Below are 17942 nucleotides of genomic sequence, written 5' to 3' on the forward strand. Positions count from 1 at the left end.
TTGAGGGATTTTTCTCCCTCTTGATTACGAATTGCGAATTACGAATTATTTGCTCACTACCCTTCAGCCAAACAGTTTAAATGCAGCAATCAGATTTACCCTTCAGTGATTATACTTAAATAAATATTAAAGTTTGTAAATGGTTGTGGTTTTGCCTCAGCCTCAAATTATATTTTTATTACTGAAAAAATACTTCATCAGCTGCTGTCATCCTTATGTTACAAAGCAGACAAAATTGATAAATACCGCTTTTGAGTGAGTAAATCAAAGGAGTGGGAATAATCTTTATGATATTTGTGATTATTTGAACAACATGAAAGTGCGATCGCTTCCAAAAATTCTGATATTTTGCGGCATTTTATGTATATTCTAGCGTTATTCTTCAACCAAAACTTACCGTAGCTGTTAAAAGTTCTTTTATAGTCTTACTTGTCACTGACCAATTTAGCCGGGACTGATATTCTTGAAACGAAGACAAGGCTAAAGATTTATATTTAGAATAATCTTGAAATAAATCCAAAATATATTCACAATATTCTGTAACATCGGCATATGAAGAGAAGAGTTTGCCATTTATTCCATCTTTGACTGCTGTTGGAATACCGCCAATATTAGTTGCTAATGACGGAGTGCCAAAAGAACTTGCTTCGCAAAACACAATACCATAACTCTCTGCCATTGAAGGCATAATTAAAAAATGAGACTCAGCTAATAACTTTTCAATTTTTTGAAGCCCGCTACTTTCAAATTTATTGATAAATCCTAATGTTTTGACAAAGTTCGGAAGAGTTTCGTTTATTTCAGGTTGACATCCAACAATAGTTAATGTTGTCTCTAGACCTAACCTATTTAACTCTTTAGCTATCTTGTAAGTAATCTCTCCTCCTTTTCTGAACCAGTCAATACCAATAAATAACAAATTACATTTTTCTGAACTTCTAGAGTTAATAATATCAATTACATCATTAATACTTCTGTTACAGGCAATATTTGCTCCCAGAGGAACTACTTTAACCTTCTTTTCATCAACTTCATAATTATTAATAGCTGTTTTATACGCCCATTCCGATGAAAAAATAGCAAGTTTACATTTATCTAATGCTAGTTGCTCCATGCGATTTCCAAGTTTTATAGATTCTGGAGAAAGATTGCGAAACATAGGATAATCGCTTTGACCTGAGAAAGTGCAATCCCACATATACACTATTGGTTTCTTTGTTTCTAGATAAGCAATTTGAGATGTCCCTAAGCTGAATATCATATCTGCATCAGAACTGGCTAACTTATCAGAAACTTCTTGAGCATATTTCTTGAGGACAGTTGGTTGTACCCAAGTAAGACGATCTTTTTTGAATAGTTTTTTATGTAGACGAGTTTTAAAATCACTTACTACTGAAGATTTACGTTTGAGTGGTCCAATATACTCAAGTGAGATAGATTGATTTTCAAGGGATTTAGCCAGGTGATAACTACTGCCTGACCAACTCGTCATGTCTAATGGCTCAAAGGTTGTTACGTAAGCTAGTTTCATGATTAATGCCTTTTAATAGCTAAGGATTATTAATATTCACCCAGTTTTGATTAGATAAGGCAATGTGAAACTTCAGATAGAATTTGATTAATCAAGTTATACAGTTTGAATGAATCTCATATCATCTTCGGTAAATTACTTACGATATAAAATCTTCATAGCCTTTATGTTTACAGATTTAATTGTAAGTATTTAAGCGAATCTGATATTCTTGTGTTTATTTGTAAAACTTTATTTTTGACTACTTAATAATAGTACCAGCGTCATCAACGCGGAAGGTTTTTGTTAGGTTAAAATTAGGTAAAATTAGGAATTAGGTCTATTAGACATAGGAGTGAAACCTTTGTAGAGACCTAGCAGTGCTAAGACTCTACAAAGGTTTATAACACATCATTAAATTCGGTCGATGTCTATTAGATAAATTAACGGGGTTGTAAACAACGATCGCTGTATCAGTGTAATCTTTGTGTTAGAAAAAGGCTGAAAAATTGATACACGTAATCAAAAGAGTGGCAATAATCTTTATGGTATTTGTGATTATTTGAACAACATGATAGTGCGATCGCTTTCCAATTTCTCTGAAGTGCGAAAAGATTGTTAACCCGTAGATCCGATGAATTATCTCTGTTAACCGGATTTATGTTGAACTTATAGCACTTATATGTTATAGTAGACAATAATATGGGCGCGTGGCTCAGTGGATAGAGCAACAGATTCCGGTTCTGTCGGTCGGGGGTTCAAATCCCTCCGCGCTCGTTTTTATTTAAATAAGGAAATCCCACAGGCGATCGCGGCGCATGAGTTACAAAACCTGGGGTATAAAAAGAGGTTTTCAGTAGTGAGGACTTCAGTCTTCATCTTATAAGATAAGGACTGAAGTCCTTACTACGTAATGTACTAACTGTTAAAATTGCAACTTGCGATAAAATTTTCGATGGACTAAAAAACAGGAGACTATCATGACAGAAGACTCACAACAAAAACGCGTGGTAGTTGTAGGTGCAGGTTGGGCTGGTTTAAGTGCAACTTACTACTTAGCCAAACAAGGTTATGATGTGACGCATCTCGAAGCCGGTGCTAATCCTGGTGGACTGGTAGCGGGTTGGAAAACAGCAGGGGGACAATCTGTAGAAGCCGGTGTTCATGGCTTTTGGTATCCTTACAGAAATATATTTTCTCTTATTAATGAACTAGGAATAAATCCCTTTACAACTTGGACTCGTTCATCTCAATATTCGCCTTTTGGTTTAGAAGTTGAATCACCAATTTTTCAAGATTTGCCGCGACTCCCTACACCTCTAGGAACATTTTTATATACACAGTTTCAACGTTTACCATTAATAGATCGAATCAGCGCCTTACCTTTACTTTACGCCTTAATTGACTTTGATAATTCCGATGAAGCTTGGAGACGTTACGACTTTGTGACAGCGCGGGAATTATTCAAAGATTTTGGTGTTTCAGCGCGGCTTTATCGTGACTCTTTTGAACCGATGTTGTTGGTAGGTTTATTTGCCCCAGGTGAACAATGTTCTGCCGCAGCAACTTTGGGAATGCTATACTTTTTTATTCTCGCCCATCAACCAGATTTTGATGTAGTTTGGTGTCGGGGAACAGTTGGAGAAAAAATATTTCGTCCTTGGGTAGAAAAAATTAAACAAGCTGGTGCGAAGGGGTTAGCAAATCGTCGCGTTACTGACATCATAGTTGATAATAATCGGGCAACTGGTGTTGTCTGCGGTGATGAAGTGTTTGATGCCGATGCGGTAATTTTCGCAGTTGGTATAACGGGAATGAAGAAAATTGTTTCTAGTAGCCATAGCTTACAAAGCCGTCAAGAATTTAGAAATTTGAGCAATTTAGGGGGAATTGATGTTTTAGCAACTCGTTTATGGTTTGACCGAAAAATTCAAATTCCGCGTCCTTCTAATGCTTGCTTTGGCTTTGATGCTACTACTGGATGGACATTTTTTAATTTGAATGAATTACATGATGAATATAAAAATGAACCGGGAACAGTTATTGAAGCAGATTTTTATCATGCCAATCAATTTTTTAATTTAAGCGATGAAGAAATTGTACAGAGAGTTCAACGCGATTTAGCAACTTGTATACCGGAATTTCGTCAAGCCAAAGTGATTGATAGTAGCGTAATTCGTTTAGCAAACGCTGTATCTCATTTTGCACCTGGTAGCTATCGCTATATGTTGCCAGCTTCGACAAGTTATGAGAATGTATTTATGAGTGGTGATTGGATTGTTAATCGTCACGGTTCATGGTCACAAGAAAAGGCTTATGTCACAGGTTTAGAAGCGGCGAATTTGGTAGTTGATTATTTAAAACAGGGTAAACCTGCTGAGATTTTACCTGTAGAAGCGGATGAAGCGCATATTCAGATGGCGAGGGGTGTTAATAAAATAGTTCGTGACTTGGGTAAATCTATTTTGCCTGATTTTTGGTTGCCATGATGGCAATTTGTAATAGACACTCTTTAGTAGAAATTAAATATGCGTTATCCGCAAATCTTGGAGACGTAGCACTGCTACGTCTCTACAAGGGTTTGATTATTTTAGGCGCAAAAACGTTTGAGAATTACATGGGATTATTTTTATAATTTTCTGGGACACCGATCGCAGACAAACCAGCGATCGCTCGTAAGTTTTGGCAGCGAATTAATTCGTTAAAATTTAAACCGGAACGTCCTTCAATTTTGGCAACCGTCTCAATTGCAGTTAATAGACTTTCTGCGGCTTCAGTTTCTGAATAACCCCGACGGAGTGCGATTCTAATTGCGGCTGTATCAGCATTTAACTCTAATTCTTGGGAACTATTAATCCGCCAAATGCGAATTAAGGCGATCGCACTTAATCCTCCAGCGACAACTACACCTACCACATCTTGTTGGGCTGATTCCACGAATCCGCCTAAAATACCCGCCACCACCACACCTTGATAAATGTTGGGTTTAAACCATTTTACCCCGGTCAACCAACTAATTGTCCGCAATAGCAGCAAGTCGCGTTGCTCTTTCTTCAGGCGACGCCATAAATCAAAGTTAATATATATTGGTCGCTCCTGATTCCAGGGTAAGGGAAAAGAAGCATCAATCACTTTTGGCTGTTCTGGTTTGCTGACGAGTTTTATCGTCATTCGTCCAGAAGCCGGCATCACATCTAACAAACGACGAATTTCAACATTAGGCTCCATGATTAATATTATTAGGCATAATGAGCAATGAAAGATCGAATTTGTGCTACATGGAAGCTTTTGCTCTTATCCCACCTGAATGGACAAATCAGGCAATTCATGCTTATAAGTTTTGTTGTCCTAACTGCAAGGCAAGTAGCTTAGAAGCAGAAAAAGTTTGGCTGAATCGGCGATCGCCTGTCATTACAGAAGAACATCGCCGCAAATGGCAAGAATTTTACCATTGTAACTGTGGTTATGTGTGGTGGGCTTGGAGTAGCGATCGCCCTCCAACAGATTTATCGAATCAACAAGATAATCATCCCATATAACCAAATTTTTTCAAACAAAAGCCCGCCTACAAACGGGCTAATATTAATCTACCTACCTCTTTAGCCCACGTAGGTGGGCTTTGTTTGTATAGCCAAGCCACTGCGTTGGGCGGCTCTGCCGACTTGAAGCACGTGGCGTGCGAATTCTATTCGCCAGGGCTTCCTACGCACAACAACGCCGCGAATTCCAGTCGTCAGGGCTTCGTTAAAAATTGAAAGTGGTACGCACTGTACCTACATAAATGGTGTCATTGCGATCGTTATGCTCAGGACTCAAAATCACCAATAAACCGGGAGTAATAGCAATATTGTCATTAAGTCGGAACTTGTAAAGACCTTCTAAATGGTAAGAGGTATCTGTATCTCTTAGCCCTCTACCATTAGAAGTCACATTAGCATCATTGCTGGCAGTTCTGGGTGGTTGACCAAAGATAAAACCAAGCACGCTACCCTTTGTACCAATATCTTGCAAACCGAGGCTGGCACCCCAGTAGTTGAATGTTGCACTATCACCACTTCTAACGGTTATGGGAACACCGCTGACGTTTGAGTTAGCAGTGTTCTGCGCTTCAGCATCAGTATAACCATACCAACCATTCAGTAGCAACTTAGGGGTAAGTCTAAAAGCAGCTTGTACACCGTAATGATTAGCACTGGTGGCAACATTACCAAAAGGGTTATTGGCAATGCTGCTGCCATTGGATTCAAACATGCTGATGCCACTACCGCTAGTCACACCATTAACAGTAGTAACACCATTTTGATAAGTACGTGCGTAAGTTAAACCGATATTGAACCTTGGATTCGGTTGGAAAGCTACCTGAGCTAAAGCCGCATAGTTACCATCAAAAAGACCATTTCTATCCAAAGGATTGCTAGCTGTATTATTACGTCCACCAGCTAGATAACCAACAGAGGCACTTAAAGCTCCCTTGGGGTTAACAGTTATAGTTGCACCTGCACCACCCTGACCTTGACGGTAGATGGTGCTGAAGCGACCATAGCGGGAGATAGCACCTTGACTAGTGCTGGCAAAGAAGGGGCTGAAGTTGTTGATGTTTTCCCAAAATTCACCATTGTTTGCATCAACCTTGACACGTATTGCGTCACTTAGGTTGAAAGCATAGTTGATTTTCTCTGCTTGGAGAGTGTCACTAGTGTCGTTCTCAAATATTAAACGGGTCATGCTAGTACCCGTTGAAGCGTTACCGATGTTAGGACTGTTGTTGGCAATGATATTCCCTGCTTGCAAACGAATTTGTAACTGGTCTTTTCCTGTGAAACTGCTGTTTAAGGTCAAACGAATCCGCTCAGATAAAGTCACATTGCTGTCTAAGTCGCGCTCTGGAGCATTTGGATTAGCTCTGAGTGTAGCAGCGCTGATTGCTGCGTTATCACCGAAAGAATCAGACAAAACGAAAATCGCTTCTCCAATCAACTTGGTGGTAGTGGAAAACTGATTTGCTTCCAATTCGGCAGTTTTCGCTTCTAATGCATCTACACGACCACGCAAAGTTGCCAATTCAGCGGAATACTCTTCTTGCAAGCGCTGTAAGGTCGCTAAGTCTTCTTTTGTTACCAAGTCAGCGGTAGCTGTGGCAATCAATTCGTTAACACGGTCTAAACAAGCATTCAAACCAGCAGCAAATTCATAACGGGTCATTGCACGGTTGCCGCGATAAGTGCCGTTTGGGTATCCAGCGATACAGCCATAGCGTTCAACTAGAGATTGTAATGCTTGAAATGCCCAGTCTGTAGGCTGCACATCAGAAAACTGAGAAACGGATGTTACCTGACCCATACTGTCAGACTCTTGGGACATCTCGGTAATAGAAGTCATTTCTTCGTTGACTTCAGATCCTAAGGCGCTGTTTGCTGCTAAAAATGAGGCAGCAAGAACTAATGGACTTAGTTTAAAAACGTTCCAGAATAATTTTTTCAAAGTTTTTCTCATCCACACCTCAATTAACTTTTATCATAAACCTCAAATGTGCTGTATAATTCGTATCACTTATCTTCCTATGCAAAAGTCCCTTGTCAGCGGGGTAAATTGCTATTAGCTGTGGTAAGCTTTAAAAACTAAAAGTGGTACGCACTGTACCTACATAGATGGTGTCATTGCGATCGCTATGCTCAGGACTCAAAATCACCAATAAACCGGGAGTAATAGCAATATTGTCGTTGAGTTGGTACTTGTAAAGACCTTCTAAATGGTAAGAGGTATCTGTATCTCTTAGACCTCTACCATTAGAAATCACATTAGCATCATTGCTGGTAGTTCTGGGTGGTTGACCAAAGATAAAACCAAGCACGCTACCTTTTGTACCAATATCTTGCAAACCGAGGCTGGCACCCCAGTAGTTAAATGTTGCACTATCACCGCTTCTAACAGTTATGGGAACACCGCTGACGGTTGAGTTAGCAGTAGTGTTCTGCGCTTCAGCATCTGTGTAACCATACCAACCATTAAGTAGCAACTTAGGAGTAAGTCTAAAAGCAGCTTGTACACCGTAATGATTAGCTGTGGTGGCAACACCCCCAAAGGGGTTATTGGCAATGCTGCTGCCTGTGGATTCAAACATGCTCACGCGACTACTAGTCACACCATTAACAGTAGTAGTGCCATTTTGATAAGTACGTGCGTAAGTTAAACCGACGTTAAAGGTTTTAGTTGGTTGGAAACCTATCTGAGCTAAAGCTGCATAGTTACCATCAAAAAGACCATTTTTATCCAATGGATTGTTGGCTGTATTATTACGTCCACCAGCTAGATAACCCACAGACGCACTTAAAGCTTTATTGGGGTTAACAGTTATAGTTGCACCTGCACCACCCTGACCTTGACGGAAGATGGGGCTGAAGCGACCATAGCGGGAGATAGCACCCTGACTAGTGCTGGTAAACAAGGGGCTGAAGGTGTTGATGTTTTCCCAAAATTCACCATTGTTTGCATCAATGTGGACACGTATTGCGTCAGTTAGGTTGAAAGCATAGTTGATTTTCTCTGCCTGGAGATTGTTATCAGTGTTATTATCAAATATTAAACGGGTCATGTTAGTACCCGTTGAAGCGTTACCTATGTTAGGACTGTTGTTGGGAATGATATTCCCTACTTGCAAACGAATTTGTAACTGGTCTTTTCCGGTGAAACTGCTGTTTAAGGTCAAACGAATCCGCTCAGATAAAGTCGCGTTGCTGTCTAAATCGCGGTTTGGAGCATTGGGATTGTTTCTGAGTGTAGCAGCGCTGATTGCTGAGTTATCACCGAAAGAATCGGACAAAACGAAAATCGCTTCCCCAATCAACTTGGTGGTAGTAGAAAACTGATTCGCTTGCATCACGGCGTTTCTGGCTTCTAGTCCATCTACGCGATCGCGCATAGTTGCCAATTCAGCGGAAAATTCTTTCTGCACATGCTCTAAGGTCTCTAAGTCTTCTTTTGTCATTAAGTCAGCGGTGCCTGTCGCAATTAATTCGTTAATGCGGTTTAAACAAGCATTCAAACCAGCGGCAAATTCATAACGGCTCATTGCACGGTTGCCGCGATAAGTGCCGTTTGGGTATCCAGCGATACACCCATAACGCTCAACTAGAGATTGTAATACTTGGAATGCCCAATCCGTAGGCTGCACATCAGAAAATTGAGAAACGGATGTTACCTGACTCATGGTGTCAGTTTCAGACAACTGGGTAACATCCGTCATTTCTTCATTGACTTCAGCTGCTAACGCGCTGTTTGCTACACAAAAGGTAGCAACAAAAACTAGTGGACTTACTTTAAAAACGTTCCACAATAATTTTGTCAAAGTTTTTCTCATTCACACCATGTCCTAATAATCACACATACTGTAGAGACGTTCCGCCGGAACGTCTTTACGGCGGAACTTCTTTACGACGGAACGTCTTTACGGCGGAACGTCTTTACGGCGGAACGTCTTTACGGCGGAACGTCTTTACGACGGTAGGTAGGTTTTTATTAGTGTTAATTAAACGCAAATCATATCACACCCCAATTAACTTTTATCATAAAGTTTTAAATTCTTATAATTCCACATTACTTATCTTCCTATGCAAAAGTCCGCCTGTAAGCGGACTCAGGTTTCTGTAAATTGTTATTAGACATCGACCGAATTTATGCGTTATCTAAAACCCGTAAAGACGTAGCATTGCTACGTCTCTACATTCTTTTTCACTTTCGCGTGTCTATTAGCTATTAAAAACTGTGGTCAGTTTTAGAAAGTAAAGGTGGTGCGGAGTGTACCAACATAGGTAGTGTCGTTGTCGCTATTACCCTCTGGGCTGAAAATCACCAACAAACCGGGGGTAATAGCAATGTTGTCGTTGAGTTGGTACTTGTAGAGACCTTCTAAATGATAGGTTGTGTCTCTATCTTCAATGACATCGCTGCTAATAACTGTAGGTGGTTGACCAAATATTATACCCAGGGTACTGCCTTGTTTGCCAAAGTCTTGGAGAGCCAGAGAAGCAGCCCAGTAGAGGATGTCTGCATTAGCACCAGAAAATGGACCAGCTTCAGCTTCTGCGGTTGTATAACCTACCCAACCTGCAAGAGTGAATCTAGAACTGGGACGTATGAGCGCTTCTATGCCGTAATTATTAGTGGTAGTAGCAAAGTTACCAAAGGGGCGATTGGCGTTAAAGTTGCCCGTGGAACTAAATAGATTGACACCACCTGCACCTTCACTATTTTGATAGGTGCGTGCGTAGGTTGCAGCAATAGTGAAGGCTTTGCTGGGTTTAAAAGCTAGTTGACCAAAAGCAGAATAAGAACCATTGATGAGACCGCGACCTAAATCTGGGTTCTCAGCTGAACCTGCTTGATAACCCACAGTAGCAGTAATAGGACTTTTAGGAGCTAATACTACAGTTATACCTGCACCCTCAGAAGCCTGACGGTAGATGGGGCTGAATCGTCCATAGCGGGAGATCGCGCCAGTACCGCTGCTTGCAAGGGCAGGGTTAACGGTATCAACGAAGTCGTAGAATTCACTTCTGGCAGCGGATATGTTCACCCGTACCGCATCACTTAGGTTGAACTGATAGAACAAGTCATCAAGAACAACGGCGTTATTCTCATCTCCGTCATAGGAAAGTCGGGTCAAGTTAGTACCCGTTCTACTTGTATCAAATCCGCTAATATTTCGGGCTTGGATACGGACTCGCAAGCGGTCTGTGCCAACGAAGCTGGTATCAAAGTTCAGACGTACCCGGTCTGCAAAGACAGTGTTACCCGCTGTGTCTCTTCTTGAGTTTTGAAAGTTGGCTGAACCATAAGCGTCTCTGATGGCATTTGCTTGTGCAGTTGTAAAACCAGGATTCAACTGCTGGATTCTTGCACTTACAGCCGCTGGATTAGCTAAGTTAGCTGGTGAGAAGTCACCTCGACTAAAATTGTAAGGAAGTGCTCGCTCCTCTGTGAAAACGTCAGCCACACTAAAGATGACTTCCCCATTCAACTTGGTGGTAGTGGAGAATTGATTGGATTCCAACTCTGCGGTTCTCGCTTCTAGGGCATCCACACGACCGCGCAGAGTTGCCAATTCAGCGGAAAACTCTTCTTGCAAACGCTGTAAGGTCGCTAAGTCTTCTTTTGTCACCAAGTCAGCGGTAGCTGTGGCAATCAATTCGTTAACGCGGTCTAAACAAGCATTCAAACCAGCCGCAAATTCATAACGAGTTAATGCACGGTTGCCGCGATACGTGCCATTTGGATATCCAGCGATACAGCCATAACGCTCAACCAGAGATTGTAATGCTTGGAATGCCCAGTCTGTAGGTTGCACATCAGAAAACTGAGAGACCGATGTTACCTGACCTATGCTGTTAGCTTCTTGGGATAATTGGGAAACAGAAGTTGTCTGTTCTTTAACTTCAGCTTTGACTTCAGCTGCTCTGGCACCGTTCGCTGCTAAAAATGAGGCAGCAACAACCAATGGACTTAGTTTAAAAACGTTCCACAAAGGTTTTTTCATTTTTTTGACTCTCACTCACACCTATTGATTTAATGGAATAAATTCCGATAATCATTTTATAGTAATAGTAGCAGATATTATGATTAATATTCACTTTGAGATATTGAATTTCTCAGTGATGTTGTTGACGACTTCACTAAACAAGTTAAAAGCCTTCTTTTATCTACCTATTCACCGATAACTGCTAGTTAGGTTAAGTTTAGGTAAAATTGATATTTTGCAGCAATGCCAACAAGTGCCTTGGTCTGAAAATCGTTGAATGATAGGGCAATTGCTCTTGAAATTGAAGCATTGTCAATAATCTTTTTATAGTTATCGTCAGAGGATATTTACGGGAGAAATAATTTCCTACATTAAGGTTGTATCTATTGTCAAGTCAACTAACTAGATAAGAAACAAAATATTTCACAATTTGCTTTCAACTAAGAGCGATCGCTAATATATAGATAGCAATCGTACATCCCATGTGAAAATTCGTAATATTCAGATTCGGTGAGTTATTAAAGAAGTCACCGAATCTAACTTTTCACGCTCTTCTTTAAGACTATATAGTTAAGTACATGAGCATAAATAAAGGCTCCTTAACGTAGTAAGGGCTTAAGCCGTTAAAATCCTCATGGATGAGCGGTAAACCGCTTACCCTTCGGGTGACGCTCCTGCGTCGCTACCGCTGCGCTAACGCCAGTCGCTCATGGGGGAAACCACGGCAGGTGCTACAACGGAGGGAACCTCCGCAACGCACTGCCTCCCCTTGGCGCTAGCCTCTCTATGAGGGAGAAGACCGCGCTGGCTCACTACGAATCAGGGGAATATTTTACATTGAATTTCCCCCACTTACGGATCAAACCGATTGGGAATTTTTTGGTAAGTTTTATTTATATATCAAGATTTCTCGTTGTTTTTGTGAGTATCCCCTTAGTTTTTGAGCGTCACGAATATTATCTCATGAGGTAGGGAGCGCGATCGCACCAAAAAATCCCACAGATAAAATATTTATCTCAACTAGCACACATTAAACCCTATTTTTTGTCCCTTGATTGGGAAAACATAGAACAATCCGGCGTTTGTAGCGTAACATTTTTCCTTCTTCCTCAAACTGCTGTAGCAGCCGTGTGACTGTTACCCGTGTTGTATTTAAAACTTCGGCAATTTCTTGGTGGGTAACATTCAAGTCAATCAGCTTGCCTTGTTCGACCTCACGACCAAATTTTTCACTCAACCAGACTAAAAATTGCCACAAACGCAGAGAGATTGGCTTACGATGTACTATACTTAGCAATTCCTCTGCTTGTTGAATGTGGGATAATAAAGCATTCAAATCTTGATGCCAAAGGTGAGGTGGTATAATACTTACCTCTACACTGGTCAAACATTCAATTTGGTAAGGCTTGACTGTGGATAAAGGATAACCAACTAAATCCCCTGGTCCCCAATAACCCAGAGTGATGAATGTTCCATCTTCACTCCAGGTTAAGGTACGAATTGTACCCCGTTGAATCCGCCACAGTACGTCATTGCGTTGGGGAATTATTTCTCGACGGTTAAATATCCTTTGGGGCAGTTGTTCATTTGCAATCGCTAAGGGATTGTTAGATATAGGATTTGGTGTATTAATCGACGAATATGTCATGAAAGTTATCTCGCTTAATAGAAGTTGTTTGTTAGATTCAAAAATTATGAGAGGATGGGCAAAACCCAATCTCTGCAAGGGATTTGGTGGCTAGAACACTCATAATCGCAAATTTCAGTCAAAGGATAGATGTTTTGTTGGAAAAACCGCTTTATGGTAGGTGCAAACAATTTGAATCATCGATAAATCTCTTTCTTAAATTGCGAGATCGTGTCTGAAATTATTCAACTAATAATTTGATCTGGTAAAATCGCCTGAGGTAGCGTTATTAGGATTGGATAGTAGCTTTTAGAAGTTATTACATGGCATCAGCATATATTGTCATGGGAATTTTATATATAGGTGCAGCTTAAAATTTAGTGATGATTTGGATAAATATTCGTTGATGAAATTATGATTCCGCTACTACTATTAAAAATTTTTCTCAAGTAGACGAAGATTTAGTAATAGCAACAACTGCTGGTTTAGGTGGAGAATTGGGAGTTTTGCTGGGCCAATTAGAACCAATGGGAACTTGGCGAGTTTGCATAAATTCCTCACCTGTGGTAGTGGTAACTAAAAATTCTCTGCTTTCTGAAGCTTGGTTTTGACGGGTGCCGTTGCTTTCACCTGGATGCTGGACTGCGAGGAACATTGTTTGTTCGTCTTCGGTGAAGCAGGGACCTGTGGTTTCGCATTCCATCGGTCCTGTACCAAATAAAAAGGCTTTACCTGCTTCTTGACCACTGGTGGGAATAAACCAGATAGCGTTGTTACCAAACAAACCCGATATGGTAGCAGGTTTACCTTGGTCATTAACGCGACTTTTGATGGCGCTATTCATACTACTGCTGGACATATCTGTTACCATCCAGACATTTCCGCTACGATCTAAGAGCAAATTATCTGGATTAGCAAAACCCATACCACCTGCTGCGGGTTCCCCTCCTGTTGCCAATATTTGCCATTTAAATTTAGCGGCAGCGGGTTCGTTGTTATCTTCAGTTAAACGCATCACCCAGCCATACTCATAGGATGCTTCACCTTTAGGACTTTTGAAAATTCTGATATCTGAACCACCCTCTTTATCAGAAGAACCAGAGGTAAAGCTAATGTACAAATCGCCATTAGGAGCAATTTCCGTATCTTCTGGACGCGCTGTGCAGGTTGCACCGGCGGCATTTGCGGCGTAATGTGCGTCAATTAAAATTGCGCCTTGCTGTTCTTCAGTATTACCTGTGTAAAGGTCGCCTAACTTTTTGTAATTTTGTTTAAAGGAGCTAATTTCTTCGTCTTTGGTAATTTTCAGATTAAATCCTTCAATTGGTTCTGGTAAACGTTGAAAACCGGCTTTGCCTTTTGTTGCACCTTTTGGTAAGCGGATGAGGTTTCCACCGATGTTGCTGGGAACATCTGGATCTACAGGTGTGTCTGCTTTTAGGGGAATCCAGCGACCGGTACCATCAGCGTTAAATTTTGCAGCATAAAGCATTCCTTTTTGCAATAGTCGGGAATTAGCTTTATCTTTGGGGTTGGTGACGCGATCGCTACTCACAAACTTATATATATGTCCTCCCCGGCGATCGCATCCCGAATAAAATGCTAGTTGTTTGCCGGTTTCAACCCGCACACCAACTGCTTCATGATGATATCGTCCTAACCAAGTGTGTTTTGTCCCGTAATCATTGGGGTTTGCTGGATCGACTTCGACAATCCAACCATATTTATTTCCCGCTAATCCGAAAACGTTACCTTGTCCGTCAAGTTCTTCGTCACCCAAACCAAAAGGACGTTTACTTGGGTCTAAGGACGTTCCATCAGCATATACTGGTTCTGGTACTTGTGATTGAAAGTTTTCTTCTGCACTCAACACTGTACCCCAAGGTGTTGTTCCACCGGCGCAGTTGGCGAAAGAACCGATAATGCGATCGCCTAATTTATCAATATATCCCTGTCCCTGCTTTTTGCGAAACACTGCTACCCCAGGACCGGTTGCTTTTAAATAACGCTTGTCTTCTAACCCAGAAATTCCACTTATGCGGCGATCGCTTATAGAATTAGTTCTTTCCCATTTACCCGTAGATGTTTTCCGAATCGAGATAATCCCCAATCCCTGATCTAAAAGCGCTTCTGAACAGATTTCCTTGATTTTGGCTTTTATTGGGTCATTATCTGGCAAAGCAAAGGCATTAATTTCATTTTTACTATTCTTTTTCAGTGCTGTTTTTACCTCTGCAAATGGTAATGATTTACCTATTACTTCCTGATATGTCTGCATCCAGGGTATTGCACTGATATATTCAAAGTTAACTGAAAGATATCCTTCGTTTTCAGATATCGGCACAAAAGATAAATAATCGTTGTTGTAACCAAACCGCGAATCACCGACTTTATCACCCCAAGCGGCAATCACTTGGTATTCAAAGCCTTTTGGTAGTACTAAATCATCTACAACTTCATAGGTGCTGTAAATTTCTTTTTGCTGTTCTGGTTTGAACCCAGCCGTTTCTAAGGGTATAGCACCTTTTATCGGTTGAAATAAAAATGAATTTACCGTGGTAGCTACTTGCTGCAATGTATTTTTTTTCTCACATCCTCCCACGGAGCTAAGGGCTACTGCACCTGCACTTCCTCCCAACAACAGCAAGAATTCCCGACGTTTGATACTCATCAGTTTTAACGATTACAGGATAAACTTCAGTGAGACATGAAGGAACATTCAGCACTTTGGTCTTTGGTTACTTTAAACTTCAAAGATTAAGAACAGGTAAGCTTTTAGTGAAATGTATGTTATTTAACAATTACTTGATTTAGTTGAGCAAAAAATACTTTTGACTGGTGCTTTTATATACTTTTATTTCCGTAGTATAAAATCAATTTTGAATTTAGCTTAGAGTTTAATCAAAAGTTAACTTAAATGTAATCTATGCTTTTTCACACCTTACCAAAAAAAATTGCTGAAAACCGGTATCCACCACTACAAAATTTCTAAATCGACTTTTAGATATAATTTATACTTATCATCTATAAGCAACTTTCAGTTTAAATGATATGGTATAAAAGCAAAGTGTAACTTTTAGGTAATAAGTAATGGGGACTAGAGACTACAAAAATAATTATTACCAATGCCCAATGCCCAATGCCCAATGCCCAATGCCCAATGCCCAATGCCCAATGCCCAATGCCCAATGCCCAATGCCCAATGCCCAATTAACCGCGTTGACCTGTAACGATGTATGCTACTCGTTGACCGATGTTAGTGGCGTGATCTGCCATACGTTCGAGACAACGAATTGCTAAAGCTAGCAAAACAATAGGTTCAACTACACCGGGGACATCTCGTTGGTAAGCTAAAGTTTGATAAACGCGATCGTAAGCATCATCTACAGCATCATCTAAGCGTTTGACACTACGTCCACTGACTTCATCCAAATCTGCCAAAGCCACCAAACTAGTAGCTAACATTGCTTGGGCGTGGTGAAACATGAGGGCAATTTCTGGTAAAGTAGGATGAGGCGGATAAGGAAAGATTTTCACAGCAATTTCAGCTAGATCCACAGCATAATCGCCGATGCGTTCTAGGTCGCGCACCAACTGCATAATAGCACTCAAGGAACGCAAATCTTTAGCTGTCGGTGCTTGCAGCGTCATGATTGCCGTACAGTCTAATTCTATTTGTTTATAAAAGCGGTCAATTTGTTTATCTAAAAGGGGAAGTTCCTCAGCTGCGGTTAAATCGCGGGCAATTAAAGCTTGGTGACTGAGACGAAATGATTGTTCGACTAAAGCACCCATACGTAAAACATCCCGTTCTAAACGTATCATAGCCCGTGCTAGCTGGGGTCTTTCAGGATTGGGACCATCAAGGACTGCTTTGGTCATTTTCTGTCTCAAACATGAAGATATTGTTTAACTATAGTCTTGGCTTTGGGAGTTTGCCACTACTTCTGGAAATACAACTTGCAGCCATGCTCCTTTTGTTTCGGGATGATTCATGGCTTTAATGGAACCTCCGTGTGCCTGGATGATTTGTTTAACGATCGCCAAACCTAAACCAGTTCCAACAATTCCCGGTTTGGAGTTTTCCGATGATTGTGATTCACGACTTCTGGCTGTATCTCCCCGGTAAAATCGCTCAAAAACATGAGGCAAATCGCTCTTAGAAAAACCAAATCCGGAATCTATTATATTGATTTCCAGACTTTGAGGAGAAGAATTGTTACTATAGTTATTCTTTTTGGGGATTATTTTCGCCTTTACGTAAATTTTTGTCCCAGGAGGACTGTATTTGATGCTGTTATCGAGCAAATTAAGAAATACTTGGTAAATCCGCGATTTATCTGCTTTAATCCACAGTTCTTCGCTGACTGAAAAGTCAAGAGTTAGTTGCTGTTGCTGTGCTATCGGTTCTAGCATTGCCCACACAGAGGCAATTAGCGATCGCACTTCCACTGCTTCTAGATGTAGTTGAATTGCTGGGTTATTTTCCATTTGGGTAAGTTCTAACCAGCTATGCACTAAGTTAATCAGTCGATCAACTTCTTGCATTAAGCGGTCAACCCAGCGACTTAAAGGCGATTCTAAGCGGTTTTGCAATGTTTCTACAACCAGACGAATCGAAGTCAGGGGAGTTTTCAGTTCGTGTGCCAGATCGGAAAAAGCGCGATCGCGTGCTGCGTTCATATCTAGCAGTGGTTGGCGATTTTCCAGAAATACCCCTACTTGTCCATTGGGTAAGGGAAAGCTGGACGCTCGCAAAGCTAGAGATTTTATCTCTATCATGTCTGCTGGGTTCTCACAAGAGGGGTGAAACACCCAGTCTTTAATTTGGCAAGAAGAGCGATCGCGTGTTTGCTCAATTAACTGATCCAGTTCATAGGATCTCACCAGTTCTAGCAATAACCGCACTTGTCCTGGTTGCCACCTTTGCAAATACAACATCTCTCTTGCGTGCTGATTGCACCACAGCAGTTGATTTTCTTCATCAACTTGCAAATATCCCACTGGTGCAAAATCCAGCACTTTTTCATAAGTTTGCAGCGACTGGTGTAAATCTTGCCGATGCTGTTCAACTGAGGCAATTTTATGCCGCAAAGAAGGAATCAGCGGTAGCATTATCTGAGAAGAGTGGGGGGCAGAAGGTCGCAGGACTTGTCCAAAATAACGATTTAGTTGAATTTGTTGCCAAATCCAAAACCCAATGCCTATACCTAAACCCAGAAAAAAAACTAATACCAGCATCGCGAGTTTTTAGTTACTTGATCACAACTAAAAACTAACAACTATCCGAA

11 protein-coding genes and 1 tRNA gene are annotated in these 17942 nt (G+C 40.9%); 3 read left to right on the top strand and 9 right to left on the bottom strand.

All coding sequences use genetic code 11. From position 1 onward, the window contains the following. Positions 1-382 precede the first annotated feature (382 nt). Positions 383-1531 (bottom strand): glycosyltransferase family 4 protein, encoded by a 1149-nt coding sequence (locus TOL9009_RS0112270; RefSeq protein ID WP_029633068.1) that lies wholly within the window; start codon positions 1529-1531, stop codon positions 383-385. A 683-nt stretch (positions 1532-2214) separates the two neighbouring features. Between TOL9009_RS0112270 and TOL9009_RS0112275 the strand changes: the two genes are divergently transcribed. Both TOL9009_RS0112275 and TOL9009_RS0112280 read left to right on the top strand, forming a co-directional pair. After that, a tRNA-Arg gene (locus tag TOL9009_RS0112275) sits at positions 2215-2287 on the top strand. A 203-nt stretch (positions 2288-2490) separates the two neighbouring features. Next, entirely contained in the window at positions 2491-3999 is a 1509-nt protein-coding gene (locus TOL9009_RS0112280; RefSeq protein WP_029633069.1) for a hydroxysqualene dehydroxylase, read from the top strand. Between the two features lie 124 nt (positions 4000-4123). On the opposite strand, the gene TOL9009_RS0112290 is transcribed toward TOL9009_RS0112280, so the two are convergent. Beyond that, positions 4124-4738, bottom strand: coding sequence for a DUF3318 domain-containing protein (locus TOL9009_RS0112290; RefSeq protein ID WP_029633070.1), 615 nt, complete (start codon positions 4736-4738; stop codon positions 4124-4126). Between the two features lie 50 nt (positions 4739-4788). Between TOL9009_RS0112290 and TOL9009_RS0112295 the strand changes: the two genes are divergently transcribed. Further along, positions 4789-5049, top strand: coding sequence for a hypothetical protein (locus TOL9009_RS0112295; RefSeq protein ID WP_029633071.1), 261 nt, complete (start codon positions 4789-4791; stop codon positions 5047-5049). Between the two features lie 205 nt (positions 5050-5254). Here the strand turns inward: TOL9009_RS0112295 and TOL9009_RS0112300 are convergent, their stop codons facing one another. The 7 genes from TOL9009_RS0112300 to TOL9009_RS0112330 form a co-directional block, all read right to left on the bottom strand. Further along, positions 5255-6991, bottom strand: coding sequence for an iron uptake porin (locus TOL9009_RS0112300; protein ID WP_029633072.1), 1737 nt, complete (start codon positions 6989-6991; stop codon positions 5255-5257). Positions 6992-7121: 130 nt separating this feature from the next. Further along, positions 7122-8855, bottom strand: a complete 1734-nt coding sequence (locus tag TOL9009_RS0112305) for an iron uptake porin (protein WP_029633073.1) — start codon at positions 8853-8855, stop codon at positions 7122-7124. A gap of 426 nt (positions 8856-9281) precedes the next feature. Further along, the gene (locus TOL9009_RS0112310; protein WP_029633074.1) at positions 9282-11042 is read right to left on the bottom strand and encodes an iron uptake porin; all 1761 of its coding nucleotides are present in this window, start codon (positions 11040-11042) and stop codon (positions 9282-9284) included. Positions 11043-12054: 1012 nt separating this feature from the next. Continuing rightward, complete coding sequence (locus TOL9009_RS0112315; protein ID WP_029633075.1) at positions 12055-12672, bottom strand: Crp/Fnr family transcriptional regulator; 618 nt, start codon at positions 12670-12672, stop codon at positions 12055-12057. Between the two features lie 424 nt (positions 12673-13096). Continuing rightward, the gene (locus TOL9009_RS0112320; protein WP_029633076.1) at positions 13097-15322 is read right to left on the bottom strand and encodes a PhoX family protein; all 2226 of its coding nucleotides are present in this window, start codon (positions 15320-15322) and stop codon (positions 13097-13099) included. A 539-nt stretch (positions 15323-15861) separates the two neighbouring features. Beyond that, positions 15862-16533: a phosphate signaling complex protein PhoU gene (gene phoU / locus TOL9009_RS0112325; RefSeq protein WP_029633077.1), complete on the bottom strand. Its 672-nt coding sequence runs from the start codon at positions 16531-16533 to the stop codon at positions 15862-15864. Positions 16534-16560: 27 nt separating this feature from the next. Further along, the gene (locus TOL9009_RS0112330) at positions 16561-17892 is read right to left on the bottom strand and encodes a PAS domain-containing sensor histidine kinase (protein ID WP_029633078.1); all 1332 of its coding nucleotides are present in this window, start codon (positions 17890-17892) and stop codon (positions 16561-16563) included. Positions 17893-17942: the final 50 nt, after the last annotated feature.

Origin of the sequence: [Scytonema hofmanni] UTEX 2349, from assembly GCF_000582685.1 — a bacterium.
In the GTDB taxonomy this organism is placed as follows: Bacteria; Cyanobacteriota; Cyanobacteriia; order Cyanobacteriales; family Nostocaceae; genus Hassallia; species Hassallia hofmanni.